Below are 26,491 nucleotides of genomic sequence, written 5' to 3' on the forward strand. Positions count from 1 at the left end.
TCATCAGCCGCACAAATGCTTTCGAAGTGTGACCAAAGTCAGATCAGCGCGAAGAGGTACACCGACGCTCGGATCGTCATAGGGGAATGGCTCAATCTCTCCAGTCCGTTGATATCCTCTTCGCTCATACCAAGCAATCAACGCGTCCCGGGCGTCGATGACCGAAATCTTCAGGGAGCGCGCGCCGCGTTCGACCACAAATGTCTCGGCGGCCGCCATGATCGATTTACCGAGTCCTGCAGTTTGGGATACCGGGCTGACGGCCAGCATCGACAGATACCACTCTTCGTTTTCAGTCGGGCGAACAGCGACACATCCTTGAACCTGATGGGATGCCTGGTCCCTTGCGAGCAGAATTGTTGTTGATCCAGTTTCGATATTTTGCACAAGGGCTTGCCGGTCGACACGTGGTCCTTCAATCAGATTGGCTTCTGTCGTCCAGCCTTGGAACGAGGCGCCGCGATACGCCTGATTGACAAGTTCAACAACGTTGTCGAGATCATTGTAGCTAGCAATTGTCAGTTGCATATTATCATGTCCTCCTCGATTGTCCGGTTTAAGTTGTTTTGGAGCGAGTCGTGGTGACACGCTTCTGCCCAAACCGCTGCTCATTCGATCTATTATAACAAGAAAACCGATTCCGTTGCGTCTTCCAATTTGACCATGCGAAGACCCGACGGAGTAACCCTCCGCCCACTATAGTTGGGTTACTTGCCCTCTTTTAAGCACATACATACTTTGTTAGAAAATTTATCTCCCATATGTTCAGCCAAGATAATCCTTTCTTCCATCGATATTTGGTTATAATCCAAAAATTCCCGAAACATGCTATAATCCTTCATTTCAATTTTGTGGAGCGGTTGTCCCTTTTGCAATCTGAACAGTTTTTGGAGCTTACTCCAAAGCTTCTGTGCTCCTTCCCTTTCGAAACTTATTCTTTCCATCTTTTCTCTTTGTTTTTCCAATAGATCGTGATATTTTTTTATGGCTTCATTTTTACCACGAGCAACCATCATTTTGAAATTAATCGGCTTCACACGCTCAATAATTTCATAATCGTACCAGAATGGCTCTTCAAAAAGCTCGTAATCCATGACCGTCTGTATGATGTCATCTTTATCTACTCCCGCAACATCACATCCACTTTCCACCAAGTGCTGCAAAAGCAGGTTGTCATCTATTTCAGACAAAACCTCAGTGTAACATACAGAAACAAATTCCCTGATCTTATCTTCATACTTTTCCTCAAATCTATTATGTAAAAAACCGATACCACTTGTATAGCTAGCTGTAGTTTGACCCGTATATTCTTCAAAAAAATCTTCAACACTAGCATAATCATCCATTGAAAATGATTCATCTGTCCGAATCAACATACCCGAACAATCCCACGGTGGATCGTAGCTGTGAGTAATCTTATACTTAGGCGCGAACATAAAATCATACGCTAATTCCTCTGCTAAATGAGCCAATAATACCGGAAACTTCGCATCAATCCTGCCCTTTATTTGCTCCGAGATATCTTCCACTGAATGTTTCAAAATTCTACCCCCTCCAATAAAAAAACCATGCTTAATAAAAATTAGGCACGGTTCTTCCGTAGACTCACGTTCATTTTCTTCGAGGTCCCCAGACGCCCACATATCGATGATCGTGCTGGCATGAATTGTTTTGTCTTAACTTACTTAGGAATAAGACAATCACCGTTATTTCCGTAAAATCACATCTAGCTCCACCCTGATCCTCCGCTCTTCACCACTGCCTGTTGTAGGGAATCTAAGCAAAGGCAGTCCATAGGCTTTAAAAATATTATCCTTCAAATGGTCTCGTTCTTGCTGCCTTAGATTGTTTTCATGAAAGGCAAATCCATCAACCTCGATTGCAAGAACTGGAGATTTATCAAGCTTGTTATAAAGAACAAAATCAACTGAAGCACCATTTTTTATATAACGGCGTTCCTCTTCCTTAAGCTTGTCCAAGTGAACAAACAAGTTTCCAAGAAACACTTGAGTCCCTATTTCAAGCATACTGTACGGTGATTCGTGCAATATATCCTTCAGCAAGGTTCGCATGATATTCTCCGACGCATACTTCGACTTTTGCGTAATACGCTTCTTAAATGCCTCTAACTTGTCTGAATATTCCTTGTACAGCAAATCAAAAACAGATACGACCTCGCTCTCCACTATGTTGTCATCGACTGTACTATACTCCATATACCGAATCAAATCACCAATTTCGTTGCCATATTTACGGAATAAAGAATGATCTGTGACCAGAATGAATTTTTGCTGAGCTCTGGAGACCCCTACATTGATCATACAAGGATCATTGACAAATCTCAGACCCATTTTTCCCGCTTTAGAACTATCTAGTACTGACGACATGATCATGATCGGCTTTTCACGACCTTGGTATTTATGTATGGTGTCAAATTCAATGGTCTGTGATAGCTGTTCTGACGCTTTATTAACCTGTTTTCGATAAGGAGTAGTAAACCCAATATCATTATGCCTGCTCGCTGCTGTCTTCAGGTCCACAAGCACCTCTTGTTTAATCACATCAAGCTCTCGTTGATTAAACTTTCCTTTCTGACCGTGTGTCAGTTCTCTCATATGATTTCCGGCAGTTGTCCGATAGATTAGTAGGGGACTGTCCCCTTCCTGTTCAGTAGTATACGCTATAAGCTGCCCATCATAATACTTCCTATTACAAAATTCGATAATTTTGGGATGACATCTGTAATGTTCCCTCAACATGACTTTAGGAATAGAATCCCCATACAACTTGAGCATAGAAGACAAAAGATTGTGTCTGAAATAATCGTAGGGTCCACCTTCTTCCACTGTGACGCCATTTAATTTCTCCTCTATGCTCATGTCAACTATCTGAGGCAGTTGTTTTATATCACCCACAATAATAACGTTCTTGCAGCAGGAAAGAGCAAGCGCCGCTGTCAAAAGATCAACCTGTGAAGATTCATCTATTATGACGTAATCAAAAAGAAAGTTGTTAGGCACACAATTTCGAAGAGAGTGTGTCGTGCTTAGCATTATAGGATATTGCTCCAAGAATTTGGCGAAATTCTTCATGTAAGAGTCGGCGGTTTCCTTAATAGGCGTATGGCCGTGATACTTCTGATAGAGTTTATGACGGAGCAATTTCTCTGAGTATTGCTGATGCTGCATTAATAATGTTTTAAAAGAGCTTTGATCCAGTTCACGTTCAATAGCTGATACTTGCTCAGTCAACTGCTCGATCTTCATCTCATAATATTTTCTTTGGAGATTTAAAATCACTTCCAACTCTCGATTCTTATTAAGTCGTTTAAAATTGATGAATCCATGTCTTAATAATAGTTTTAATTTATGAAGGATACTGTCAGTTTTACCTTGCTCCACAGCTATATGATTGTCTACTAAGAAGGATAAGATTTTATCTGGTGTTTGGCGATAAAACGATAGTTTGCCAATTTGCTCAACATCCTGCTTAGCATAATAAGTATTGAAATGCTCCCATTCTAACTGGTAGGCAGATAACAACTGTTGCAGTTTGGCCTTATCCCTTTCCAATTCCATCAACTTTTGAATCTCGACATCAATTTCCTTAATCTGTTTCAACAGTTCTCCTTCGTCTATTTCACTTTTCCAGGCAGTTACGTCCTGATAAGGCGGATTATCAAAAAACTTCTTCTTATTTTCCGCATTGCCTAGAGCAGCCACAAGAAATTGATAACCTTTTGCCGTCATCTTTTCCCACACATTTTGGACAGCGGCATTATTACCTGACACAACAGCTACCTTCTTATTCTGCATAACCACAAGGTTGGCTAAAATGTTAAGGATGGTTTGTGTCTTTCCAGTGCCAGGTGGGCCCTCAATAATGGAGATCTGACTGCACATTGCCCTATCCAGTGCTTCCTTTTGACTTAAATTAAAATTGAACGGAAATATCGTATGAGAAACGGGTTTAGACTCTACTTTTATCGGATCCCCATTTAGATAAGAACTCAATACACTGTTCGGACTAATAAAAGAGAGCTTTTTATATTGCTTTTCCAGGAATGCTTCCTCTTCTGTACTGCGCGTATGATGAGAAACTGTCTCTAAATAATACATAATAGCCTTAGCTGTAGTTGTCATTACACTGCTGCTCTCTATTCTAATCGAATCTGTATCATATACGCGACTGGTGTTATTGTTGAATTTTATTCTGATGTTGGACCCAAAATCTATTGTGAGTTTAACATTATTAAGCGGGATATTCTTATGGTAAACCACCATTGCATTGGTAATCTCGGTTATAATCGGGTTCTGCACAAACATAACATCCCTTAGTGCATACGGGTATGTTTTTAAAGATCCTTGATAAGTGATCCAAACTACCGTATCTCTGACTTCGTATGATTGAATCTCGGTAGTTTTGTCCTTGCCCTTGACTAAAACTAAATAATGTTCCTCGTTCATAAAAATACCTTCCGATTTTAATGTTTTGTTACCCATTGCTTATCATTTTCGTTTTAGCATCGGGATAAAATGAATTGTTTTCCCCTCAAAAACTCTACCGTCCTGTCAACATCCACCATTGCTGATACATGCAGCTCTTTCTGTTGATCTTCGCTTAAATAAAACGAAAACTTCGTTCTATAAATTTCATAGGGAAATGTTATGTCCCACAATTCTTGAGTGTTCCATTGCCTATTTGAAATAGACTCCAGTAATTCGAGTATACCCTCCTGGCGTCCTGCGAGCTTGATATGATCCAGCCCAGTAGTGGTGACTTGTTCTACTCCCATTGCTCTAATCATCCACATCAACGTGTTAGAGATCACGGTACCTGCAAATAATTCAATCAAGGTTTCATTCTTACCAGAAAAAACAACTCTTTGATCTGGCATTACACCGAGTTGAGCGTAAATTTCACGCAATCCTTTTAATTCTAGCGTCGCAGCATCATTCAAATAGGAATACGAATTACTGGAGCAAAGCACCTCCTGCATTTTCTCGCTAATCTTCTGATGAATTGTCCCACCAGATCCAAGAAACACAGGTTTTTTCGCGGCAATGGCGGGTATCACATATACCTTATCCTTTTTATGATCTATCGATTCGATAGCCCAAAGCTTTCCGGCAAGAATGAGGTTATTTCCCACCTCGACGGCAGGGGTTTTATCTATGGCACCAATTCTTCGATTTAAATGAAACACATCATATTCTTCTTGTATCGAGAAAACGCTGTAGAATTCCTTATTAAAATATTAGAAAACAAAAAGAACTCACTCTTTTCCGACGATGAAGACGAAAAGAAGCAAGTCCTTCAGAAATACGTTGACCGTGTAGCAATCCAGTCATCAAAGGGTATTAACCATTTTGATGCCGATATCACGTACAGGGTTTTTAGCAATGGAGGCGAGGGGAGTCGAACCCCTGTCCGAAGATAACGACACATAAGCTTCTACGGGTGTAGTCACAGTTTTGATGTCACCCGAGTATCGCCCCGTAACCGGCTATACGTTGGGTCAGCCTGATTGTCTTCTTCAGCACACCCCAGGCGGAGATGTGACAGCGTATCCCACTAAAGTTGGGCCCTCATCCCGGTACATGGGCGATACAGAGCGAGAGCACGTGTGCAGGTTATTAAGCTGCTACAGCGTAGTTAGTTGTTTGTTTGCCGTTTAATAGGCTTTAGCGTTGATGAAGCGGACGCGTCCCCACTACCCGCTACTCATGCTCGAACTATCCCCGTCGAATCCATAAACGCCCCCTCATTTAAAAGGGCTCCTGGATTAGATCCGGCATGGCCGGGCATAAGCATTGATCTATCCCACATCCTCCCCCTCCATAAAAAGGAAGGATACTCAGAAGCATCAAGGTGCAGTGCTCATAAGAACACTACTCCCTCATTGTACCATACATCAGCCTCAAAATATAGACATTACGCTATACTGAGCGTATATAATTTACCCCAACTCAGGTCGGCTGAACCTGTACAAGCAGCATGTTCCTGTTCATCCAAATCTGCTTAACGAGCAACCTTTTGCTTCTCGCGCAGCGCTCGCTGGATGTCTCGTTGGGCATCTCGTTTGGCCGCCGATTCACGCTTGTCATACTGTTTCTTACCTTTACCAATCCCAAGCAGCAGCTTCGCATAGCCGTTGCGAACATATATCTTCAACGGAACGATCGAGTAGCCGTCCTGCTTCGACTGGCCCAGCAGCTTGTTGATCTGCACCTTGTGCAGCAGCAGCTTGCGCGTACGTGTCGGGTCGGTAGGATTATGACGATTGCCCTGCTCGAACGGGCTAATATGCATATTATGAATATGAATTTCCCCGTTACGGATGGTTGCAAATGCGTCGTTGATGTTCGAACGCCCGTTGCGTATTGACTTGATCTCCGTTCCTGTCAGCACCATGCCCGCTTCGTAGGTATCCTCAATAAAATAATCATGGGAAGCTTTCTTGTTCTGGGCGAGCACTTTCCCGTCTGCTTTTTTACCCATGACGATCACTCCTCTAACAAAATAACATGCTGGCGCAGCCAGATATTAATTGTAGCAAATGCAGCTCGGCAAAAGCAAGGATATACGGCACGGCGGGCCGTATATCCCCTAAGGTAAACAGCCTGTCCTTGTGACAGGCTGTTGCCCGAAGCTCCTTATACTGCCTGCCCATGGCTTTTTCAGCTACTTTTTCTTCTTACGGACGAAGGTCGCCGTCGCATTTCCGCCGCTGCCGCCTTTGGACTTCTTACGCTTGCGCCGTACCGGGCCAGCGTTCTCACTGCCCGGTGCAGTGGATTCACCGATGAAGATGCCGCTCGCCGCTGTCTTCTTGCGGCGGCTTCCACCACCGCTGCCACCCGCAGCCGGTGAGCTGTAGCCACCCTTGCCGCTTCCGAACCCGAAGCTGACCGCAGGAGCCGAAGCGCCACCCCGATCGGAGCGACCGCCACTGTCGCCCCGTTTGCCTTTACCGCCCGCCTTGCCCCCGGAGCGGCCTCCTTCCTTGACGGCTGCCACCGCACCGGCACCGCCACGGCCGCCGCCCTTACCGCGTCCACCTGGACGTCCTGAGCCGCCTCCCCAGTCAGACCGTCCGCGCTCGCTGCGCGGCTTCATATCCACCAGTTCGAAGTCGATGGTGTGCTCCTCCATGCTCACGCGTGATACCCGCACCTTAACCTCGTCCCCAATGCGGAATACCCGTGAGGTACGCTCACCGATCAGAGCCATATGCGCCTCATCGAAATGGTAGTAGTCGTCCGTTAATCCACCCATCCGAATGAGACCCTCAACTGTATTTTCCAGCTCAATAAACATACCAAAGCTCGTGACGCTGCTGATCATACCCTCGAACTCTTCCCCGACCTTATCCAGCATATACTCCGCTTTCTTCATCTGCTCCACGTCCCGCTCGGCATCCACCGCGACCCGCTCCCGTTCGGAGGACTGCTGGGCGATGTCTTGCATGCGCGAGGCCAGATATTCCTGCCGTTCCGGAGATAGCGTTCCGCCGCTCTCCAGCACTTCCCGGATCACCCGGTGGATGACCAAATCGGGATAGCGGCGAATCGGAGAAGTGAAGTGCGAATAAAATTCCGCAGCAAGTCCGAAGTGGCCCGTGGACTCCGCGTCATACTTCGCCTGCTTCATTGAACGCAGCATCATCGTGCTCAGCACGGTCTGCTCCTTTGTGCCTTGAATGTCCTCCAGCAGTGTCTGCAGAGCACGAGGATGAATCGAGTTGCCACGCCCTTTAATCTGGTGGCCAAAGTTGGCAGCAAACGCCATAAAGTTCTGCAGCTTCTCCTGATCCGGGTCCTCGTGAATCCGGTAAATAAACGGCACCTTCAGCCAATGAAAATGCTCCGCCACCGTCTCATTCGCCGCCAGCATGAACTCCTCGATAATCTGCTCGGCCACGGTACGCTCCCGCTTGATAATATCGACGGCCTTGCCTTCCTCATTCACGAGGACCTTCGCTTCGTCGAAATCGAAATCGACCGCTCCCCGCTTCATCCGGTTGCTGCGCAGCTTCATGGCCAGCTCCTTCATCAGCTTGAAGGTATCGACCAGCTCCTTATACCGCTCCATCAATTCCGGATCCTCTTCATCGAGGATTTGGCGGACATTTCTATAGGTCATCCGTTCCTTTGTTTTAATCACACTTGTAAAAACATCATGGCGCACGACCTTCATATCCAGATCGAATTCCATTTCACACGACATGGTCAGCCGGTCCACCTGCGGGTTAAGAGAGCAGATCCCGTTGGATAGACGATGCGGAAGCATCGGGATGACACGGTCCACCAGATACACGCTGCATCCGCGGTTATACGCCTCCTGGTCAAGCTTGGAATTCTCGCGCACATAATACCCGACATCGGCGATATGAACACCTAGCAGGTAGTTTCCGTTCGGCAGACGCTCCACATTGACGGCATCGTCCAGATCCTTTGCATCTTCCCCGTCGATGGTTACAATCGTTTTGCCGCGCAGATCCCGTCTTCCCTGACGAACGATTTCATCCTCTGTAATGGAATCCGGAGCCGCCTCCGCTTCCGCCATGACCTCTTCCGGAAAAGATTCCGGCAGTTGATGCTTGCGAATAACAGACAGAATATCTATGCCCGGGTCATCCTTATGTCCGAGAATTTCAATGATTTCGCCTTCTGCAGCCGCACGCCCCTCCGGGTAATTCACAATCCGCACAACAACCTTCTGTCCGTTGACCGCTCCATGAAAGCTTGGCTGAGGAATAAAAATATCCCGATTAATCCGTTTATCATCAGGAATCACGAAGCCGTACACCTCGTGACTTTGAAACACGCCGACCACCTGCAGAATGCCGCGCTCGACGATCCGCACCACTTCACCTTCCAGGCGTCCACCAGCATGTCCTCTGGACGTGATACGGACCAGCACGGTGTCCCCGTTCATCGCCCCCTTGAGATCATTGGCATGGATGTAGACGTCTGGATGCTCTCTATCCTCCGGGATCAGGAAAGCAAAACCCTTGGCATGAGCCTGCAGGCGTCCACGTACCAGATTCATCCGTTCTGGAACCCCGTATCGGTTGCCGCTGTTCAACAGCAGCTTACCACTCTCCTCCAACGAGTTCAGCAGCTTGAGGAATTCTCTGAACTCCCCGGCATTGTCGATCCCGAAATGCTTCTCCAGCTCCTGATATGTCATCGGTTTATACGCGGCATCCCGCATAAATTCAAGTATTTGTTCTTCAGTTATCATCATTGTCCACCTCGGGTGACCTATAATTTTCAACCCATTTCCATTTCATTCGGTCTTGATACAACCAGTCCTAGTATACTCATACCCTAGTATACACGGATTCAATCCTGGGCATCCCTGCCCCTGTTTCAGAATTGTCTTTACTATGTTAGAGTATCGCTCATTATGTATTTCTGACACAGTCCTGAGTATGTGAAGGTTCCCACCGCCTGAAGAGGCAGGGGCTTCTTGTTTCGACGATCGCTGCCTTTCTGTAGGAAAGGTCTGACTGGATCTCCACAAGCGTTCGATGCGGCACACGCATCCCGTTCGGGGCAAACCCTCCCTACGGTATTCAGTCCATCACGCTACGATGCTCAAAGCCCGCTGCAAAATGACCTGGGCCGAAACGATGTCTCTGTCCTGCACCAGTCCGCATGCTTCGCATTCATGAAGCCGGATCACCAACGTTTTGGGAACATCCGCACCGCAGATGCAGGTTTGCGATGTGCCGTGGGCGGGCACTTCTACGAGTCGCTTCCCCTGTCTTGCCGCTTTATACGACAGATACGTGATGAACCTTCGCCATCCGGCATCCGAGATGCTTTTGGACAGCCGACGGTTGCGGATCAGGTTCTTCACTTTCAACTGCTCCACCGCAATCAGGTCATGTCCCTGAACGATGCGATGCGATTGCTTGTGCAAGAAATCTTTTCGCTGACGCGCCACTTTCTGGTGGATGTTCGCGACCTTCTGTTTGGCTTTCTGCCGGTTGCGGGAACCGCGCGTTTTCCGGGACAACCGCTGCTGGGCGCGTCTGAGCCGCTTCTCTGCTCTTCGCAGATGCCGTGGGTTGTCCACCTTCGTCTCATCGGACAGCGCCGCAAACGTGCGCAGCCCAACGTCGATGCCCACGGCTGTTTCCGCCGTCTGGCCGGCTTCCGCTGCCTCTATGTTCACACCGATCCCCACCATCCACCCGTCTGCATGCCGTTTCACGTTGATTTGGGTCACATTCGCCCGGTCGAACGGACGATGTGTACGCATGCGGACAAAGCCGATTTTGGATAGATAGACGTATCCATCCCGGGCGAAAGTCTTGTCTACCGCACCAGGCTGAGGGTACGTAAAGGAGAGGTATCGGTCGGCCGACTTATAATGGGGAAAACCCGCATCGCCGCGAAAGAACCGCTGATAGGCATCATCCAAACGCCGCAGGCAATCTTGTAGCACTTGCGAATGAACTTCTTTGTATTCGGGAAATTCCTTCTTGAAGGCGGGCAATTCATTTTGCTGCATGGCATAGGTGACGGTTCTGCCCTCTTGGTTGTAGACGGTATCCCGTTGCTCCTTCGCCCGATTGTACAGCTTCCGGCACAAGATCAACGTTCGAATCATAAGTTCTTCCTGTTTGGGGGTCGAGTAGAGGCGAAATTGATACGTGATTTGCACGAAGGGTCACCGCCTTAATGAGAACATATATTCTCATTATATCACACAAACATTCGACTAGGAAAGTGCGCGCCTCATACCATAGACAAGTATATTTAGGCTTCGCCTAACCGAGATTCATCCCCCTTAAAGTTTTGTGAGCGCTGCTGCCCGAATAAACTTCAAACAAAACTCGCTTCGAAAGCATAGGCTCAGAGGAAGGGGACTTCTCTCGGAAGGATGTTAAAAAAAGCCCTCGTTTCGGTTGAAACGAAGGCTTTAGGTGTTCTTATTAACTCACCAGTACGGCAACCAGAATAGAAACGATCATAAATGCCGCACCGAGACCTACCGTAATACGCTGCAGAATCAGATCCATACCGCGTGCTTTGGTTTTACCAAACAGATGTTCCGCTCCGCCGGAGATGGCACCGGATAACCCTGCGCTCTTACCTTTTTGCAATAATACAACCGCAACCACAGCAATAGACAATACAACGAGCACGATCTTCAAAAACAATTCCATGTATTCCACCTCCTAAGAACATTACATCTGCTTTGCACCTATCGCATATCAAGACAATCTGTATATTCAAACACTTTCATCAGTAACAATCTACGCAAAACAGCACTTTTATTGTACCATATGAAATCATTGCTGGCAATAAAAACAAGGCAGACCGAGGTCTGCCTTGCCAAAAATGCCGATACGGCATTATTTTTTCAGGTTGTAGAAGGATTTCAAGCCGTTGTATTGTGCCAGCTCGCCAAGCTCGTCTTCAATGCGAAGAAGCTGGTTGTACTTCGCGATACGGTCTGTACGGGAAGGAGCACCTGTTTTAATCTGACCCGCGTTCGTAGCAACCGCGATATCAGCAATCGTGCTGTCTTCGGACTCACCGGAACGGTGGGAAATAACAGCCGTGTAGCCAGCGCGTTTCGCCATCTCGATGGCGTCGAACGTTTCAGTCAGGGTACCGATTTGGTTTACCTTGATCAGGATGGAGTTACCGATGCTTTCGTCGATACCTTTACCCAGACGTTCCGTGTTGGTTACGAACAGGTCGTCACCCACCAACTGGATTTTGTTGCCCAGTTTCTCAGTAAGCAGCTTCCAGCCTTCCCAGTCGTCTTCGGAGCAACCGTCTTCGATCGTAACGATTGGGTATTTGTCCACCCAAGAAGCCAGCAGGTCAACGAACTCTGCGGAGGTGTAGGATTTGCCTTCGCCTTCCAGCGTATATTTGCCGTCTTTGTAGAATTCAGTTGAAGCTACGTCCATACCAAGCAATACGTCTTCGCCTGGCTTGTAGCCGGCTTTTTCGATCGCTTCGATGATGGAGGACAGAGCGTCTTCGTTGGATGTGAAGTTAGGAGCAAAACCGCCTTCGTCGCCAACTGCAGTGTTCAGTCCTTTGCCTTTCAGCACGGATTTCAGGTTGTGGAAGATCTCCGCACCCATACGCAGCGCTTCTTTGAAGCTGGAAGCACCTACAGGCAGCACCATGAACTCTTGTACGTCAACGTTGTTGTCAGCATGAGCGCCGCCGTTCACGATGTTCATCATTGGTACAGGCAGTTGCTTCGCGTTGAATCCGCCGAGGTATACATACAGCGGCAGGTCCAGAGCGTCTGCAGCAGCGCGTGCTACAGCCATGGACACAGCCAGGATTGCGTTCGCACCCAGCTTGCCTTTGTTAGGCGTACCGTCCAGCGCGATCATCGTTTTGTCGATTTCCAATTGGTCGATTGCGTTCATACCGATGATTTCCGGTGCGATCACTTCGTTCACGTTTTTAACAGCTTGCAGTACACCTTTGCCGAGGTAACGATCTTTATCGTTATCGCGCAGCTCTACAGCCTCATGCGCACCAGTGGATGCGCCGGAAGGAACGATCGCGCGCCCGAAAGCGCCGGATTCCAGATATACTTCAACTTCTACAGTCGGGTTGCCGCGGGAGTCGAGGACTTCGCGAGCGTACACGTCAGAAATAATAGTCATTGTACAATTCTCCTTTTGGGTAAGTTATTCTATTCTTAAATTAACACATCTTATTTACGTGCTGCAATCATAGACTGTCCAGTCATTTCCACAGGCTGCGGCAGACCCATCAGGTCCAGCAGTGTCGGGGCCACGTCAGCCAGAACTCCGCTTTCACGCAGCACGAGATTTTCATCTGTTACGATAAACGGAACCGGGTTGGTCGTGTGAGCGGTAAATGGACGGCCCTGTTCGTCAATTTCCATATCCGCATTGCCATGGTCAGCAATGATGATCACGGTGCCGCCTTTGGCCTTAACCGCATCCACCACTCGTCCTACACACTCATCCGTGACTTCTACAGCTTTAATTGTAGGCTCCATTTTACCGGAGTGCCCTACCATGTCCGGGTTCGCAAAGTTCAGAATAATCGCGTCATGCTGATCGGACTCGATCTCCTTCACGCAAGCATCCGCCACTTCATAAGCGCTCATTTCCGGCTGCAGATCATAGGTTGCTACCTTCGGCGAGTTGATCAAAACCCGTGTTTCGCCAGGAAGCTCAACATCGCGGCCGCCACTGAAGAAGAACGTCACGTGCGGGTATTTCTCGGTTTCAGCAATACGCAACTGCTTCTTGTTATGCTGTACCAGCACTTCACCGAACGTATTGTCCAGGTTCTTCGGCTTGTAGGCCACGAAGCCGTTCACCGTTTCACTGAACAAAGTCAGGCATACGAAATGCAAATTTTCTGGAAACTTCGGTCCTCTGTCAAACCCTTGGAAATCCGCATTAGTGAACACCTGAGCCAACTGGATGGCACGGTCGGGACGGAAGTTCAAGAAAACAACCGAATCCCCGCTCTCCACAAGACCTACCGGGCTGCCATCCGGATGGGTAATCACAGTCGGCTCTACAAACTCGTCAAATACGGACTTTTCATACGATTCACGAAGAGCCTGCATCGGGTCCGTATATTTAGGGCCGTCGCCGTACACGATGGCACGGTATGATTTCTCAACCCGTTCCCATCGTTTGTCACGGTCCATCGCATAATAGCGTCCTTGTACGGTCGCGATTTTGCCGATACCGCTTTCCTGGATTTTGGCAATCAGCTTCTCCATGAAGCTCACGCCGCTGTCAGGCATAACGTCACGGCCGTCCATAAATGCGTGAATATAAACTTCATGTAATTCCTCCCGCTTGGCCAGGTCAATCATGGCAAACAGGTGGTCAATATGGCTGTGCACGCCGCCATCGGACAGCAGTCCGTACAGGTGCAGCTTCTTGTTGTTGTTCTTCGCATAACGAACCGCTTCAACCAGCGTTTCGTTCTCGAAGAACTCTCCCTCACGGATGGACTTGGAGATTCTGGTCAGATCCTGATACACGACCCGTCCTGCACCGATGTTCAGGTGGCCGACCTCCGAGTTGCCCATTTGCCCTTCTGGCAATCCGACCGCTTCACCGGATGCCGTCAACGTTGTGTGCGGGTAGATGCTTAAGTATTTGTCATAGTTCGGCTTATTGGCCTGTGCAACGGCATTGCCTTCCACAGTATCTCTAAGCCCGAACCCGTCCATAATAATCAGTGCTACCGGTCTTGGTGCAGTCATGTTACTTCGCCCCCTCAACAAGCGCGATATAGGATGCCGGCTGCAGGCTTGCCCCGCCGACCAGTGCGCCGTCGATGTCGCTTTGGCCCATGTACTCTGTTACATTTTCGGGTTTTACGCTGCCGCCGTATTGAATGCGAACCACATTAGCCGTGCTCTCGTCATACAGTTCTGTAATCAAGGTACGGATGTAGGCAATAACCTCATTGGCGTCCTGCGCCGTGGAGGATTTGCCAGTTCCGATTGCCCAGATTGGCTCGTAAGCCACAACCACTTTCGTCGCTTGATCTTTCGCAAGTCCGGCAAAAGCTGCTTCTGTCTGCACTTTGCATACTTCCTTCGTTTGTCCGGCTTCACGCTCTTCCAGCTTCTCGCCGACACATACGATCGGAGTCAGATCGTTACGGAAGGCGGCGTGAACTTTCTTGTTCACCGTTTCATCCGTTTCCGCAAAATATTGACGGCGCTCAGAGTGCCCGATAATGACGTAATCCACACCAAGATCCTTCAGCATACGACCGCTGATCTCACCTGTATAAGCACCATCTTCAGCGAAGTGAAGGTTTTGTGCTCCGATTTTGATGGAGGTTCCTTTTACAGCTTCCACCAGAGCAGGCAGGTTGGTAAATGGGGCGCAGATTACGCTTTCTACGCCTTCCACTTCAGCTTTGCCTTTAATTTCCTGGATGAAGTCCGTTGCTTCAGGAACCGTTTTGAACATTTTCCAGTTACCTGCAATAATTGGTGTTCTCACTCTATTCAGCCCCCTGCTAATTACTTGTCGTTCAATGCTACAACGCCTGGAAGCGCCTTGCCTTCCATGAACTCAAGGGAAGCGCCGCCGCCTGTGGAGATATGATCCATCTTGTCGGCCAGACCAAATTTCTCAGCCGCCGCCGCAGAGTCACCACCACCGATGATGGTGTAGCCTTCTGTTGTTGCGCAAGCTTCTGCTACTTCACGGGTACCGTTGGAGAATGGCTCAATTTCGAATACGCCCATAGGTCCATTCCATACAACCAGCTTGGAGTTTTTGATAACGTCGGCATAGATAGCACGCGTTTTCGGACCGATGTCCACGCCTTCCCAATCGGCAGGAATACCGTCGATATCCACAATTTGTGTATTTGCGGAAGCGCTGAAATCATCGGAAACTACGATATCCACCGGCAGGTAGAAGTTTTTGCCCAGGCTTTTCGCTTTCTCGATAAAACCAAGGGACACGTCCAGCTTGGATTCATCCAACAGAGATTGGCCGATTTCATGGCCTTGAGCCTTGAAGAAGGTGTAAGTCAGGCCTCCGCCGATGATGATGTTGTCTGCAAGGTTGATCAGGTTGTCGATCACGTCGATTTTGTCCTTCACCTTGGAACCGCCGATAATCGCAGTGAACGGACGCTCCGGATTGGACAGCGCTTTGCCCAGAACGGACAACTCTCTCTCCATCAACAGACCGGATACAGCCGGCAGAAAATGTGCAATGCCTTCCGTGGAGGCGTGCGCACGGTGTGCCGCGCCAAATGCGTCGTTGACGAACAAGTCCGCCAGCTCAGCAAATTGCTTTGCTAGTTCCGGATCGTTCTTCTCTTCGCCCGGATAGAAGCGGACGTTCTCAAGCAGCAGCACGTCGCCGTTTTGCAGCTCTGCCACTTTCGCTTGTACCGCTTCGCCAACAGCTTCATCAGCTTTAGCCACAGACTTGCCGAGCAGCTCAGACAGACGTGCCGCTACCGGTGTCAGACGCATGGATTCAACCACTTCGCCTTTTGGGCGTCCAAAGTGGCTTGCCAGAATAATTTTAGCACCTTTTTCAATCAGGTAATTAATCGTTGGCAGGGTCTCGCGGATACGCTTGTCATCGGTAATCTTGCCGTCTTCAACAGGAACGTTGAAATCAACGCGGACAAACACTTTCTTGCCGTTTACTTCTACATCGCGAACGCTTTTCTTGTTCATATCGATACTCCTCCGCACCAGGGATTTGATGATGTGCCATACAAGAGGTTGTTCAAAAAGTCATCTTTTGATCACGAAGTAAATCAGGAAGCATACTCGACATCGAATCTTGAATTCAGCCGGGCCTTCCGGTGCTCACGTACCCCAAGTACGCTCCGCTCCTCAGTCCCTAGCTTCATCCAACCTTCTCGGTGCTGAAAACCTGACTTTTTGAACTCTCACTACAAGGAAGTCATATATAAAGAGCGGAAACAGTAGTATGTTTCCGCTCTATGTGGTTACATAGCGCCAAGCCGTTATTACTTAGCCAGCTTCGCGAAATGCTCCAGGGTACGAACCAATTGAGCTGTGTAGGACATTTCGTTGTCGTACCAAGCTACTGTTTTAACGAGTTGTTTGTCGCCAACAGTCAGTACTTTTGTTTGAGTTGCATCGAACAGGGAACCGAAAGTCATACCTTTGATATCGGAAGATACGATTTCGTCCTCAGTGTATCCGTAAGTGTCCGGATCGGAAGCTTCTTTCATAGCTGCGTTGATTTCGTCTACAGTTACGCTTTTCTCCAGAACAGTCACCAGCTCAGTCAGGGAACCCGTCGCAACCGGAACGCGCTGTGCAGCACCGTCCAATTTGCCTTGCAGTTCAGGAATAACGAGGCCGATTGCTTTAGCAGCACCAGTTGTGTTAGGGATGATGTTCTCAGCAGCAGCACGCGCACGACGGAAATCGCCTTTGGCATGTGGTGCGTCAAGTGTGTTTTGGTCGCCTGTGTAAGCGTGGATTGTAGTCATCAGACCTTCCACGATACCGAACTTGTCGTTCAGCGTTTTAGCCATAGGAGCCAAGCAGTTGGTTGTGCAGGAAGCACCGGAGATTACTGTTTCGGAACCGTCCAGTGTGTTGTGGTTTACATTGTAAACGATCGTTTTCATGTCGCCTGTAGCAGGAGCAGAGATTACAACTTTCTTAGCTCCGCCTTTCAGGTGCTTTTCAGCTGCTTCTTTAGTTGTGAAGAAGCCTGTGCACTCCAGAACGATGTCAACGCCCAGCTCGCCCCAAGGAAGCTCTTCAGGGTTGCGGTTAGCCAGAACTTTAACTTCTTTGCCGTTCACTTTGAAGAAGCCGTCATGTACTTCAACGTCTCCATCGAAACGACCTTGAGTTGTATCATATTTCAGCAAATGAGCCAGCATTTTGGCATCAGTCAAGTCGTTGATTGCTACCACTTCAATGCCTTCCACATTTTGAATACGACGGAAAGCCAGTCTGCCAATACGTCCAAAACCGTTAATACCTACTTTAACCATGAGTAAGTTCCTCCCAAGTTTTGTGTAATTTTTATTTATTCAAGACAAGCGGTTAGGCCTGTCAAGACAACAATTATTAAAGTGTTTTCGTGAAAAGGAATTAGCAATTGCTTGCGATGATTTCCGCCGCTGCTTCATCGATGACGAGGATATCCTCCTGGCCGAATCGCAGCACAGCCTGAATCGCCGCCGCCTTGCTTGCGCCCCCGGCGATGCCGAGCACGATTTCTGTCCGCTTAATGTCCTCGAGACGGAGCCCGATGGTGAGCATCCGGTGCACAACGACACCCTGCTGATTAAAATAGTAGCCAAAAGATTCAGCCACCGCTCCCTCAGCTTTAATGTCCGCCACTGTATCCGGGTCAAGCCTACGCCTTTTCGCCATTTCCTCAGCGTTGCCTATTCCGTGGATGATAATCCGGCTCTTGCGGATCGTCTCCACAATTTCCTGAATCATATGATCCTGGACAAGCGACTCATAGGCCTCCTGGCTCAAAAGATCCGGCACATGCAGCAGTCTGTACTGCGCCCCTACGTTACGTGCCATCTTGGACACGATCGAGTTGGCCTGCATTTCAAGGCTTTCACCCAAGCCTCCACGGGCCGGAACAAACCATCCGCCCTTCATCGGTCCGCCTGACGGTGTCGTAAGGTGCTCCGCTACATCGGCAATGGTGGTACCGCCCGTAACGGCGACAATATCCTCATCCCCCATGACGCCCAGCAGCGCCTTCGCTCCTGCCCGGCCTAACTCCCGCTTGGTCATCGGTGACGTGTCCGAATCACCGGGCACGACGATTACCTTGCGCAGGTTATACGCCTGACGGATCTGGTCTTCAAGCAAAGACAATCCGAATAATTCTTTGGCAATGGGCTCAAGCTGCTCTAGCAGTTCCCTGCCAGCTTCGCTAACCCGCATGCCAATACTCTCAATCTCTATAAGGCCCTGGGCTTTCAAAAGATCGGTTTCAGCACGCAGCACACGTTCGGTCATATGTAGCGATGCCGCAAGCGTTCTGCGTCCAATGACGTCTGACAGCATGATCTGATGCAGGATGGTATACCTTTTCTTCAATACATCCGTAAGATCTGGCAGAAGCTGCTTCTGAATTTCTAATATATTTCGCATGCTCTCCACCCCGCAGACTTCGACTGGTTCATATACCCACCTTTATAATGTGGCTTTAAGTTGCTTGGTCTTAAAACGTCCCGGGTTAACTTTTTAAGTCCCACAATCATTTTAACGAATTATTACATCACATGCAAGTATCCAAAAGCTATATTTCTCATTCCTCCTATTGATTATGCGCAAGGGTTATTAGCAGCTATTATTAGCGTAAATGTGCTCAGCCAGACCATTGAAATAAAACTTGCATTTTCACGGGGCATCACATATAATCGTTTTTGTGTCCTATTTCAAAGATGTTTGAATATGCGCCCGTGGTCCAACGGATATGACGTAGGCCTCCGGAGCCTGAGATCGAGGTTCGATTCCTCGCGGGCGCGCCATCTATATAATGTTTAACCAACGAGAGCGCTGAAGGCTCTTTTTTTTCATCAATAGTTTGACTTTCTTTGACTTTTCGTTTGAAATTGTTTATGATGTGGTTAATACGGTAACAGTTTATTATGGAGACTTTACCTGTATCAGGTACTGCAATATCCTAGCACATATTCAAAGGAGGGTTTTACGTGAGCTACATTCCTATGGTCGTTGAACAAACCAACCGCGGTGAGCGCGCCTATGACATTTACTCCAGACTGCTGAAAGACCGCATTATCTTCCTGGGGTCCGACGTGAATGACGTTGTCGCCAACTCCATTATCGCGCAAATGCTGTTTCTGTCTGCGGAAGATCCGGAGAAAGACATCAGCCTGTACATCAACAGCCCCGGCGGTTCCATCACAGCCGGCATGGCGATTTTCGATACGATGCAGTTTATCAAACCCGATGTATCTACCATCTGTGTAGGGATGGCCGCTTCCATGGGCGCATTCCTGCTGAATGCAGGCGCCAAAGGCAAACGCTATGCCCTGCCGAACAGTGAGATCATGATTCATCAGCCTCTGGGCGGTGCCCAAGGGCAGGCGACAGACATCGAAATCCGCGCACGCCGCATTCTGAAAATGCGCGATAAGCTGAACCGCATCCTGGCTGAACGCACCGGCCAGCCTCTCGATCGCATCGAGAAAGATACCGACCGCGACTATTTCATGACTGCCGACGAAGCCAAGGAATACGGTCTGGTCGATAAGGTGATTTCCAGCACTCCTGCACAAGGAGTCTAAGCAAGATAACGAAGTCTTTATATAAGCCATTAAAAAAATCCGTCCCGTTCCTGAGCAGGAACATGGGACGGATTTTCTTTTTCTCAGGGATTATTTAATTCCCGAATGGCTTGGCCCCTGCAGGGAGAAGCTCCGAATAAACAAACGGGAACTCCGGAATGCCTGCCGCATAAGCGGTATACTCATACTGCTGGAAGAAAATGACGATACCGTTTCCGGTAACATAGAAATCCGGCTGATTCGAAAGCCCCTTAAAGTCTCCCAAATATCCGTTGGATGCCGGCACTTTTTTGAGCAGCTTATTGTTCAGCGTTTTTTTATAATCCGGGTTAGCCTTCAGCACATCGCCAAGTCCGAGCTGCTTGCCGTCTGCCAGCGAGAACGTATATCCTATGCGGGCCGTAGAGCCGTGAGCGCCGCCATAGTAGAAATAGTCATCTATAATGAGGCTGATATAGCCTCCGCGGTTGTACGTCACGGCATAATTGCTTTCAAAATCATATGGGCGGTCCGCAGTGGCATCTCCGATTTCTTTGATTTGCTTCTTGATGTCTGCCAGTACCTTCTCCTCATGTTGCTTCAGCACGGCATTAATTTTAGTGATGCCAGCCTGACTGCCAGTGAGCTGAGGATACTTCAGATCAAAATTCATCGTATCCGTCTTTTCCTGTGACAGGCTTACCGCTTTGATTGAGATGGAGTTGAGCTGGCCTTTGGTCATGCTGACCGTTTTGGCGGATGCATTCCAAGCCGCGTCAATGCCGAGATAGGCCTTCAGGTGTCCGATGGGAATATAGAGCTTGCCTTTGATCATCTGGGCTTGCATATCGCTCGTATGCACTCCGTTAACGTTGACGTAAGGTTCGTCATACCCGGTTGTAATCATCAGCTTATTATAGTTAGCGCCGATCGTATAAGCTTTCTCGGACGCATCATAGGCAACCGGCAGCTTCAAATCATCCCTTAAAGCCGCTACCGGAATCAAGGTCTGTCCTTTGATCATTAACCCTTTCGTTTGGAGAGTCTTGCCGTTCCATTTCAGGGTAACCTGGGTTTGCTGAGCGGTTTGTGTTTTGCTGCTAGCGGCCTGCAAATCGGAAAAAGATACAGTAGCGCCACCGATGATTACAGCAGTAGCCAGCATCAGGGAACCCAGTCGTTTTGTCTGTTTGTTCATTGTTCAATATCCTCCTCTGATCCTTAAGCGCGAATAACAAGATGATAAGATGATAAAAGATCATCTGAGGCATATCATAAAACATCCTGAGGCGGAAAATGTTACAAGCTTGGTTACAATCCTGACAAATTTTCCGACTTAGCGGTTTTGTCTCTGGAATCAGTTCATTTCATACTGCGCGCTCAACCGGGTATCCACTGTAATCTGCCCGGGTTCTACCGCAGTGTTGGCCCCTGTGGAATCTGCGGCTTTAGACACAGCAACCTCTTGATAAAATACGGGCGGCTGGGCATTTTCCAATGATACATTTAGCAGGCTGCCCAATTGGCGATTCGCCGCCTTTGCCACCGCATTCGCTTTCATCTGTGCATTGGCCAGCGCTTTGGCGATCACTTCTTCTTCATACTTCTCCGGATTCTCTACCGTGAACCGGACATTGTCAATGCTGTTGGCTCCCGCTCCAGCCGCTGCGTCAAGCAACTGCCCAATCTTGGACAAATCACGATAAGCTACACTGAGCGTATGATAAGCCGTATACCCTTTGAGCTGCTGCCCGCCTTCTTCACTGTAGCTGTAGTTCGGCTGAACGGAGAACTGGACCGTCTGAATATCCTTTTCGTTAATGCCCCATGTTGCTTTGAGGAGCTTGTTCACCTTGTCCATGGCCTGCGCGTTCTCTTTCTGGGCGGCGACCGCCGTTTTACCCTGTGTCTGTACTCCAATAGACAGGTAGGCAATATCCGGGCTTACAGATATTTCGCCCACACCATTCACGCTGATGACATTTCGGACCACATTCACGGCTTCAGCCGCATACGCTCTGCCACTGTCGGCCCCCAACCCCAACCCTCCAAATCCACCAACAAACACGGTTCCTGCCAACATAACTGCGCTAGCTGTCTTTGCCCACACTTTCATTTGTATCCGCTCCCTCATGGTAGTTTTTTCATGAAATCGATTGTACCCTCTAGACGGAGCCGGAACCAAAAAGTTGCAGGCAACAAAAAAGTCCCTGTTCCCAGGGACCTTCTAGCTTTAAATCAACCGTTCTTTACTGGTTTTCCAGCTCTTCCTTGCTTACCAGACTAACTAAAGCGTTTACAGCCTGTTCTGCGTCCGCACCCTCTGCACTGACATAGATCTCGGTGCCGGAGCTGATGGCCAGGCTCATAATGCCCATAATGCTCTTGGCATTTACTTTCTTATCGTCCTTCTCTACAAACACTTCTGATGAATATTTATTGGCTTCCTGCACGAACAATGCAGCAGGTCTTGCATGCAGGCCTGTCTTCAAGCGTACAACTACCGGATGTTTGGTCATGAAAAACGGCTCCCCCTTTATGAGTAAATTGACAAATGAATTTAAAACCACATTTATTCCATTTTATTTATCACATTATACCATCAACCCGAATCATAAACTAGGAAAAAAACAGGCTCCCCTCCTGGATGCGTGCCTGTCATACATCATGCGGGCTATAGAATCATTCCCCGCTCTGCCCGGACCTTGTCAGCCAGCTCATCAATCTTCCGCAGCCGATGGTTTACCCCGGATTTGCTGACCGTGCCTTTCAGCAGCTCACCGACCTCTTTCAGATTCATGTCGGGATGGGCTAGGCGGATTTCAGCCACTTCACGAAGTTTGTCCGGCAGAGTGTCCAGCCCGACCTCCTTCTGCAGCAGCTTGATATTTTCGATCTGACGGACCGCCGCTCCGATTGTCTTGTTGAGATTCGCGGTTTCACAGTTGACAATCCGATTGACCGAATTCCGCATATCACGCATGATGCGCACATCCTCAAACTTGAACAAAGCCTGGTGGGCGCCGATAATGCTTAGGAGCTCAATGATTTTCTCGCCTTCCTTAATGTAAAGGATGAAGCCCTTCTTCCGTTCAATACAACGGGCATTCAAATGAAACTCGTTCGCGAGATCCACCAGAGCCTGGCAGTGTTCTTCATACATCGAAGCGATTTCCAAATGATAGGATGACCCCTCCGGATTATTGACCGAACCTCCAGCCATGAACGCTCCCCGGAGATAAGCTCGCTTACAACAGTTTTTCCGAATTATTGCCGGATTAATCCCGTCCGTAAACAGAAACCCCTCCGTCACGATGTGAAGCTCCTTCAAAATTTCTTGAACCCGTTCCGGAATGCGGACAATGTATACATTGTTTTTCTTAAGCCGCATTTTCTTGCGGACCAGCAGTTCGGTGTGCACTTGAAAATGCTTTTTGACGAAGGAGTAAATGCGCCTTGCGATCGCGGCGTTTTCAGTGGAAATGTCTAGAACCACTTTTTTATTCGATACCTGCACGGAGCCAAGCATCCGGATCAACGCCGACAGCTCGGCCTTCTCGCAGCAGGGCTGGCCTTCGATCATGGTCAGCTCCTTCTTGGTTTGAGCCGCAAAAGACAAGGGACTCACCTCCTTCTTAATACCCAGTTTTGCACGAGCTGATAAATGTGCTGACTTAGCTTATCGGCATCATGCCTTAAATACGTTTTGAACAGGACCAGTGTATCAGCTACCACTTTATAGCCCTGTCCGGTCACCGAATCCAGATCTAACTGGACGGGTCTCGCGCCTTGCTCCGCATATTTATCCAGTACCTGGGCCGGAATATCACCGTCATTGACGATCACATAATCAAATAACTGATGGCCCACGTGCTCGTAAACAGCCTGCAGATGGTCCCCTACACTATAATTGTCCGTTTCCCCGGGTTGTGTCATCACATTGCACACGAAAATTTTGACCGCCTGCGAAGCTACGACCGCTTCGGCCAGCTTAGGTACAAGCAGGTTAGGCAGAATGCTCGTATAAAGACTTCCCGGTCCAATCAAAATGGCGTCTGCATGCTGAATGGCTTCGACCGCCTCAGGCAACGGCTCCACGTGAGTCGGTTCAAGGAAAACCCGTTTGATGCGGCCACCCGCTTCCGGTATCTTGGACTCGCCTGTGACCACACTTCCGTCTTCCATTTCCGCATGCAGCACCACCGCTTCCCCCGCAGCAGGCAGAACCCGTCCGCGCACAGCAAATACCCGGCTCAGCTCACGCACACCTGTAACAAAATCACCTGAAATATCGGTCATGGCCGCCAAGATCAGATTACCCAGACTGTGCCCGGCCAGCCCTGCGCCTGAGCTGAAGCGATATTTAAGCAGATCCGCCATCAGCGGCTCGACATCGGCAAGCGCCGTCAACACGTTGCGAATATCTCCCGGCGGCGGCATTTGCAGCTCACTGCGCAGAATACCGGAGCTTCCCCCGTCGTCAGCAACGGTCACGATCGCCGTAATATCCAGCGGCTTTTGCTTTAATCCCCGCAGCATGACGGACAATCCCGTCCCACCGCCCATCACGACAATGCGTGGACGCTCTAGCTTTGGTCCCGCTAATTTCATAATTTCACCTCTATGTCAATGCCGATCCCGATCCGCGTCCCGGTGGCTTACAGTAACGGCCTCCGTTTCACTCGTTCCAAGCATTTTACCAAGATATTCGGAGATGGCCACCGACCGGTGCTTGCCTCCCGTGCATCCTATACCGATAATGACCTGACTCTTGCCTTCCTTGCGGTACTGCGGTATCAGAAAATGCAGCATATCCAGCAGCTTGGTCAGAAAGGTCTGGGTTTCCGGCCACTTCATTACATATTCATATACGTCACTATCTTGCCCGGTATTCGGCCGTAGCGCCTCAACATAATGCGGATTCGGCAGAAAACGCACATCAAATACCAGGTCTGCATCAATAGGAATACCGTATTTAAAGCCGAAGGACATGATATTAATGGAGAGCAGACTGCTTTCCAAATGAGAAAACCTGGATATAATGCGCTCTTTCAATACGGAAGGCTTCATCGTGCTGGTGTTAATGACCTGTGTAGCCGAGTTCTTGAGATCTTCCAGCAGCTTGCGCTCCAGCCGGATTCCATCGAGCGGCATGCCGTCCGGTGCAAGCGGATGACGACGGCGGCTCTCTTTATAACGCTGAACCAGCACGCTATCGTTGGCATCCAAGAAAAGAATCTCACAACGAATCGTGAAATGATCTTTAATGAAATTCAAGGATTCCGAAAGGGCTGTAAAAAACTCCCGGCCGCGCAAATCGATCACCAGCGCCACTTTGCCGATTTTGCCATTGGATTGCTCAATCAGTTCCGCAAATTTGGGAATCAGGACAGGCGGCAGATTATCAACGCAAAAGAAACCAAGATCTTCCAGGCTCTGTACGGCAATCGTCTTGCCCGCTCCGGACATCCCTGTAATAATAATCAACGTTGCACCTGCCGAAGGTGCCGTATTATTATGTTCCGACATGTTCCTTTTTTCCCCTTCCCGTAATCCAAAATTATAATTCGGACACTAAGACCGCAGGATCAGCCCGGCTGCCCCGACGATCCCCGCGTCGTTGCCCAGCGTAGCAGGCACAATGGACATGCCGCGCTGCAGCGGCTCCGGTGTCAGCTTGGCGAACACCTGCCGCAGCTCGTCGAACAGAATATCTCCTGCCTTGGATACGCCTCCGCCTACAATGTACATTTCCGGATTTAAGAGAGCGGCCGTCGTTGCCAGGGCTTTGCCCAGATAAAAGGCAGCCCGCCCGATAATGCGCAATGACACCTCATCACCCGACTTTGCTGCGTCAAACACGTCCTTGGCCGCAATTTTATCCACTGCTGCAAGAGATGTACGGTCGCCCCGCTCCACCGCATCGTTAGCCATACGGATGATCCCCGTGGCTGAGGAGACTGTCTCCAGACAGCCCATTTTGCCGCAGCCGCATTGAATCGCTTCCAGATCCGGCACAACGGAGATATGCCCGACCTCGCCCGCCATGCCAGAAAAACCCTGATAAATTTTACCATTCATAATAATACCCCCGCCTACACCCGTCCCCAGCGTGAAGCATACACAATGCTCCACGCCTTTGCCGGCGCCAGCCCAGGCTTCACCCAGAGCAGCTACGTTGGCATCGTTATCAATTTTGACCGGCTTGCCAAGCCGTTCTTCCAATATGGCTTGAATCGGCACGTCCCGAAAGCCTATATTCGGCGCAAGCACGACAACTCCGTCACGCACGTTCAGAAAACCCGCAATACCGGCGCCTACCCCCTGGAGTTGTTCCCAGCTGTATGAAGATTGCTCAACAATAAGTCTCACGTACTTCTCGATATTACCCAAGACGGTGTCCACACCCTGATCAGTTTGTGTGGGCCCTTCATAGGTATGCAAAAGCTGCCCTTCCGCGTTGCAAATACCGACTTTAATCGTGGTACCGCCAAGATCCACGCCAACATAGATGCTTTCAGACATGTTACAAGCCACCTTTTTCTATACATATAATAGTTCCCGGTCTATCTTACGGTACCGGCAAACGATGGTTCCATATCGTAAGTCTCGTATCCAACTATAAGCGAACGTCCCCATCCGGTCAAGGCACGGAACCCGCTCAGGGCTTGCGACGGCACGTGATTTTCAGTGAAATTTTGTGA

Annotated in this window: 22 protein-coding genes, 1 tRNA gene and 1 other RNA gene; 2 read left to right on the top strand and 22 right to left on the bottom strand. The window is 49.0% G+C overall.

Going from position 1 to position 26,491, the window contains the following annotated elements; translation table 11 throughout:
• Positions 1 to 3 precede the first annotated feature (3 nt).
• The 15 genes from OIN60_RS22285 to OIN60_RS22355 all read right to left on the bottom strand — a co-directional run bounded on the left by OIN60_RS22285 (position 4) and on the right by OIN60_RS22355 (position 18,648).
• Complete coding sequence (locus tag OIN60_RS22285; protein WP_305757065.1) at positions 4 to 528, bottom strand: GNAT family N-acetyltransferase; 525 nt, start codon at positions 526 to 528, stop codon at positions 4 to 6.
• Positions 529 to 707: 179 nt separating this feature from the next.
• Positions 708 to 1,541, bottom strand: a complete 834-nt coding sequence (locus OIN60_RS22290; RefSeq protein ID WP_305757066.1) for a hypothetical protein — start codon at positions 1,539 to 1,541, stop codon at positions 708 to 710.
• 165 nt (positions 1,542 to 1,706) lie between these two features.
• On the bottom strand, positions 1,707 to 4,466 hold the full coding sequence (locus OIN60_RS22295; RefSeq protein WP_305757067.1) for an AAA domain-containing protein: 2,760 nt from the start codon (positions 4,464 to 4,466) through the stop codon (positions 1,707 to 1,709).
• A gap of 53 nt (positions 4,467 to 4,519) precedes the next feature.
• Positions 4,520 to 5,206, bottom strand: a complete 687-nt coding sequence (locus OIN60_RS22300; protein ID WP_305757068.1) for a hypothetical protein — start codon at positions 5,204 to 5,206, stop codon at positions 4,520 to 4,522.
• Positions 5,207 to 5,400: 194 nt separating this feature from the next.
• Positions 5,401 to 5,764: a transfer-messenger RNA gene (gene ssrA, locus OIN60_RS22305) on the bottom strand.
• A 257-nt stretch (positions 5,765 to 6,021) separates the two neighbouring features.
• Complete coding sequence (gene smpB, locus OIN60_RS22310) at positions 6,022 to 6,501, bottom strand: SsrA-binding protein SmpB (RefSeq protein WP_305757069.1); 480 nt, start codon at positions 6,499 to 6,501, stop codon at positions 6,022 to 6,024.
• A 183-nt stretch (positions 6,502 to 6,684) separates the two neighbouring features.
• The gene (gene rnr, locus OIN60_RS22315) at positions 6,685 to 9,249 is read right to left on the bottom strand and encodes a ribonuclease R (protein ID WP_305757115.1); all 2,565 of its coding nucleotides are present in this window, start codon (positions 9,247 to 9,249) and stop codon (positions 6,685 to 6,687) included.
• Between the two features lie 342 nt (positions 9,250 to 9,591).
• The gene (locus OIN60_RS22320; RefSeq protein ID WP_305757070.1) at positions 9,592 to 10,680 is read right to left on the bottom strand and encodes an RNA-guided endonuclease InsQ/TnpB family protein; all 1,089 of its coding nucleotides are present in this window, start codon (positions 10,678 to 10,680) and stop codon (positions 9,592 to 9,594) included.
• A gap of 271 nt (positions 10,681 to 10,951) precedes the next feature.
• Complete coding sequence (gene secG / locus OIN60_RS22325; protein WP_305757071.1) at positions 10,952 to 11,185, bottom strand: preprotein translocase subunit SecG; 234 nt, start codon at positions 11,183 to 11,185, stop codon at positions 10,952 to 10,954.
• Between the two features lie 189 nt (positions 11,186 to 11,374).
• Positions 11,375 to 12,661 (bottom strand): phosphopyruvate hydratase, encoded by a 1,287-nt coding sequence (eno, locus tag OIN60_RS22330; RefSeq protein WP_305757072.1) that lies wholly within the window; start codon positions 12,659 to 12,661, stop codon positions 11,375 to 11,377.
• Positions 12,662 to 12,711: 50 nt separating this feature from the next.
• Entirely contained in the window at positions 12,712 to 14,256 is a 1,545-nt protein-coding gene (gpmI, locus tag OIN60_RS22335) for a 2,3-bisphosphoglycerate-independent phosphoglycerate mutase (protein ID WP_305757073.1), read from the bottom strand.
• 1 nt (position 14,257) lies between these two features.
• Positions 14,258 to 15,010, bottom strand: coding sequence for a triose-phosphate isomerase (gene tpiA, locus OIN60_RS22340; protein ID WP_305757074.1), 753 nt, complete (start codon positions 15,008 to 15,010; stop codon positions 14,258 to 14,260).
• A 20-nt stretch (positions 15,011 to 15,030) separates the two neighbouring features.
• Positions 15,031 to 16,212 (bottom strand): phosphoglycerate kinase, encoded by a 1,182-nt coding sequence (locus tag OIN60_RS22345; protein ID WP_305757075.1) that lies wholly within the window; start codon positions 16,210 to 16,212, stop codon positions 15,031 to 15,033.
• Between the two features lie 299 nt (positions 16,213 to 16,511).
• The gene (gene gap / locus OIN60_RS22350; protein ID WP_305757076.1) at positions 16,512 to 17,519 is read right to left on the bottom strand and encodes a type I glyceraldehyde-3-phosphate dehydrogenase; all 1,008 of its coding nucleotides are present in this window, start codon (positions 17,517 to 17,519) and stop codon (positions 16,512 to 16,514) included.
• Positions 17,520 to 17,619: 100 nt separating this feature from the next.
• A complete protein-coding gene (locus OIN60_RS22355) occupies positions 17,620 to 18,648 on the bottom strand; it encodes a sugar-binding transcriptional regulator (protein WP_305757077.1) in 1,029 nt (342 codons plus the stop codon).
• Between the two features lie 305 nt (positions 18,649 to 18,953).
• Between OIN60_RS22355 and OIN60_RS22360 the strand changes: the two genes are divergently transcribed.
• Both OIN60_RS22360 and clpP read left to right on the top strand, forming a co-directional pair.
• Positions 18,954 to 19,028, top strand: a tRNA-Arg gene (locus tag OIN60_RS22360).
• A 183-nt stretch (positions 19,029 to 19,211) separates the two neighbouring features.
• Positions 19,212 to 19,808 carry an ATP-dependent Clp endopeptidase proteolytic subunit ClpP gene (gene clpP / locus OIN60_RS22365; RefSeq protein ID WP_305757078.1) on the top strand — a complete coding sequence of 199 codons (597 nt, stop codon included), beginning with the start codon at positions 19,212 to 19,214 and terminating at the stop codon, positions 19,806 to 19,808.
• 94 nt (positions 19,809 to 19,902) lie between these two features.
• Here the strand turns inward: clpP and OIN60_RS22370 are convergent, their stop codons facing one another.
• The 7 genes from OIN60_RS22370 to OIN60_RS22400 form a co-directional block, all read right to left on the bottom strand.
• Positions 19,903 to 20,985, bottom strand: coding sequence for a PdaC/SigV domain-containing protein (locus tag OIN60_RS22370; RefSeq protein WP_305757079.1), 1,083 nt, complete (start codon positions 20,983 to 20,985; stop codon positions 19,903 to 19,905).
• Between the two features lie 159 nt (positions 20,986 to 21,144).
• Positions 21,145 to 21,903, bottom strand: a complete 759-nt coding sequence (locus OIN60_RS22375; protein ID WP_305757080.1) for an SIMPL domain-containing protein — start codon at positions 21,901 to 21,903, stop codon at positions 21,145 to 21,147.
• A gap of 133 nt (positions 21,904 to 22,036) precedes the next feature.
• Complete coding sequence (locus tag OIN60_RS22380; protein ID WP_305757081.1) at positions 22,037 to 22,306, bottom strand: HPr family phosphocarrier protein; 270 nt, start codon at positions 22,304 to 22,306, stop codon at positions 22,037 to 22,039.
• A gap of 155 nt (positions 22,307 to 22,461) precedes the next feature.
• A complete protein-coding gene (gene whiA / locus OIN60_RS22385) occupies positions 22,462 to 23,406 on the bottom strand; it encodes a DNA-binding protein WhiA (protein WP_305757082.1) in 945 nt (314 codons plus the stop codon).
• A gap of 5 nt (positions 23,407 to 23,411) precedes the next feature.
• The gene (gene mgfK / locus OIN60_RS22390; protein ID WP_305757083.1) at positions 23,412 to 24,398 is read right to left on the bottom strand and encodes a gluconeogenesis morphogenetic factor MgfK; all 987 of its coding nucleotides are present in this window, start codon (positions 24,396 to 24,398) and stop codon (positions 23,412 to 23,414) included.
• A gap of 15 nt (positions 24,399 to 24,413) precedes the next feature.
• Positions 24,414 to 25,316 (bottom strand): RNase adapter RapZ, encoded by a 903-nt coding sequence (rapZ, locus tag OIN60_RS22395; protein WP_305757084.1) that lies wholly within the window; start codon positions 25,314 to 25,316, stop codon positions 24,414 to 24,416.
• Positions 25,317 to 25,361: 45 nt separating this feature from the next.
• Positions 25,362 to 26,312, bottom strand: coding sequence for an ROK family glucokinase (locus OIN60_RS22400; protein ID WP_305757085.1), 951 nt, complete (start codon positions 26,310 to 26,312; stop codon positions 25,362 to 25,364).
• Positions 26,313 to 26,491 lie beyond the last annotated feature (179 nt).

Source organism: Paenibacillus zeirhizosphaerae (assembly GCF_030705605.1).
Lineage (GTDB): Bacteria > Bacillota > Bacilli > Paenibacillales > Paenibacillaceae > Paenibacillus > Paenibacillus zeirhizosphaerae.

Bases quoted from the DNA above. Each gene is read 5' to 3' on its own strand.
- OIN60_RS22285 (WP_305757065.1), bottom strand. From the start codon at position 528: ATGCAACTGACAATTGCTAGCTACAATGATCTCGACAACGTTGTTGAA.
- OIN60_RS22295 (WP_305757067.1), bottom strand. From the start codon at position 4,466: ATGAACGAGGAACATTATTTAGTTTTAGTCAAGGGCAAGGACAAAACT.
- smpB (WP_305757069.1), bottom strand. From the start codon at position 6,501: ATGGGTAAAAAAGCAGACGGGAAAGTGCTCGCCCAGAACAAGAAAGCT.
- rnr (WP_305757115.1), bottom strand. From the start codon at position 9,249: ATGATAACTGAAGAACAAATACTTGAATTTATGCGGGATGCCGCGTAT.
- secG (WP_305757071.1), bottom strand. From the start codon at position 11,185: ATGGAATTGTTTTTGAAGATCGTGCTCGTTGTATTGTCTATTGCTGTG.
- eno (WP_305757072.1), bottom strand. From the start codon at position 12,661: ATGACTATTATTTCTGACGTGTACGCTCGCGAAGTCCTCGACTCCCGC.
- gpmI (WP_305757073.1), bottom strand. From the start codon at position 14,256: ATGACTGCACCAAGACCGGTAGCACTGATTATTATGGACGGGTTCGGG.
- OIN60_RS22345 (WP_305757075.1), bottom strand. From the start codon at position 16,212: ATGAACAAGAAAAGCGTTCGCGATGTAGAAGTAAACGGCAAGAAAGTG.
- gap (WP_305757076.1), bottom strand. From the start codon at position 17,519: ATGGTTAAAGTAGGTATTAACGGTTTTGGACGTATTGGCAGACTGGCT.
- OIN60_RS22355 (WP_305757077.1), bottom strand. From the start codon at position 18,648: ATGCGAAATATATTAGAAATTCAGAAGCAGCTTCTGCCAGATCTTACG.
- OIN60_RS22370 (WP_305757079.1), bottom strand. From the start codon at position 20,985: ATGAACAAACAGACAAAACGACTGGGTTCCCTGATGCTGGCTACTGCT.
- OIN60_RS22375 (WP_305757080.1), bottom strand. From the start codon at position 21,903: ATGAAAGTGTGGGCAAAGACAGCTAGCGCAGTTATGTTGGCAGGAACC.
- OIN60_RS22380 (WP_305757081.1), bottom strand. From the start codon at position 22,306: ATGACCAAACATCCGGTAGTTGTACGCTTGAAGACAGGCCTGCATGCA.
- mgfK (WP_305757083.1), bottom strand. From the start codon at position 24,398: ATGAAATTAGCGGGACCAAAGCTAGAGCGTCCACGCATTGTCGTGATG.
- rapZ (WP_305757084.1), bottom strand. From the start codon at position 25,316: ATGTCGGAACATAATAATACGGCACCTTCGGCAGGTGCAACGTTGATT.
- OIN60_RS22400 (WP_305757085.1), bottom strand. From the start codon at position 26,312: ATGTCTGAAAGCATCTATGTTGGCGTGGATCTTGGCGGTACCACGATT.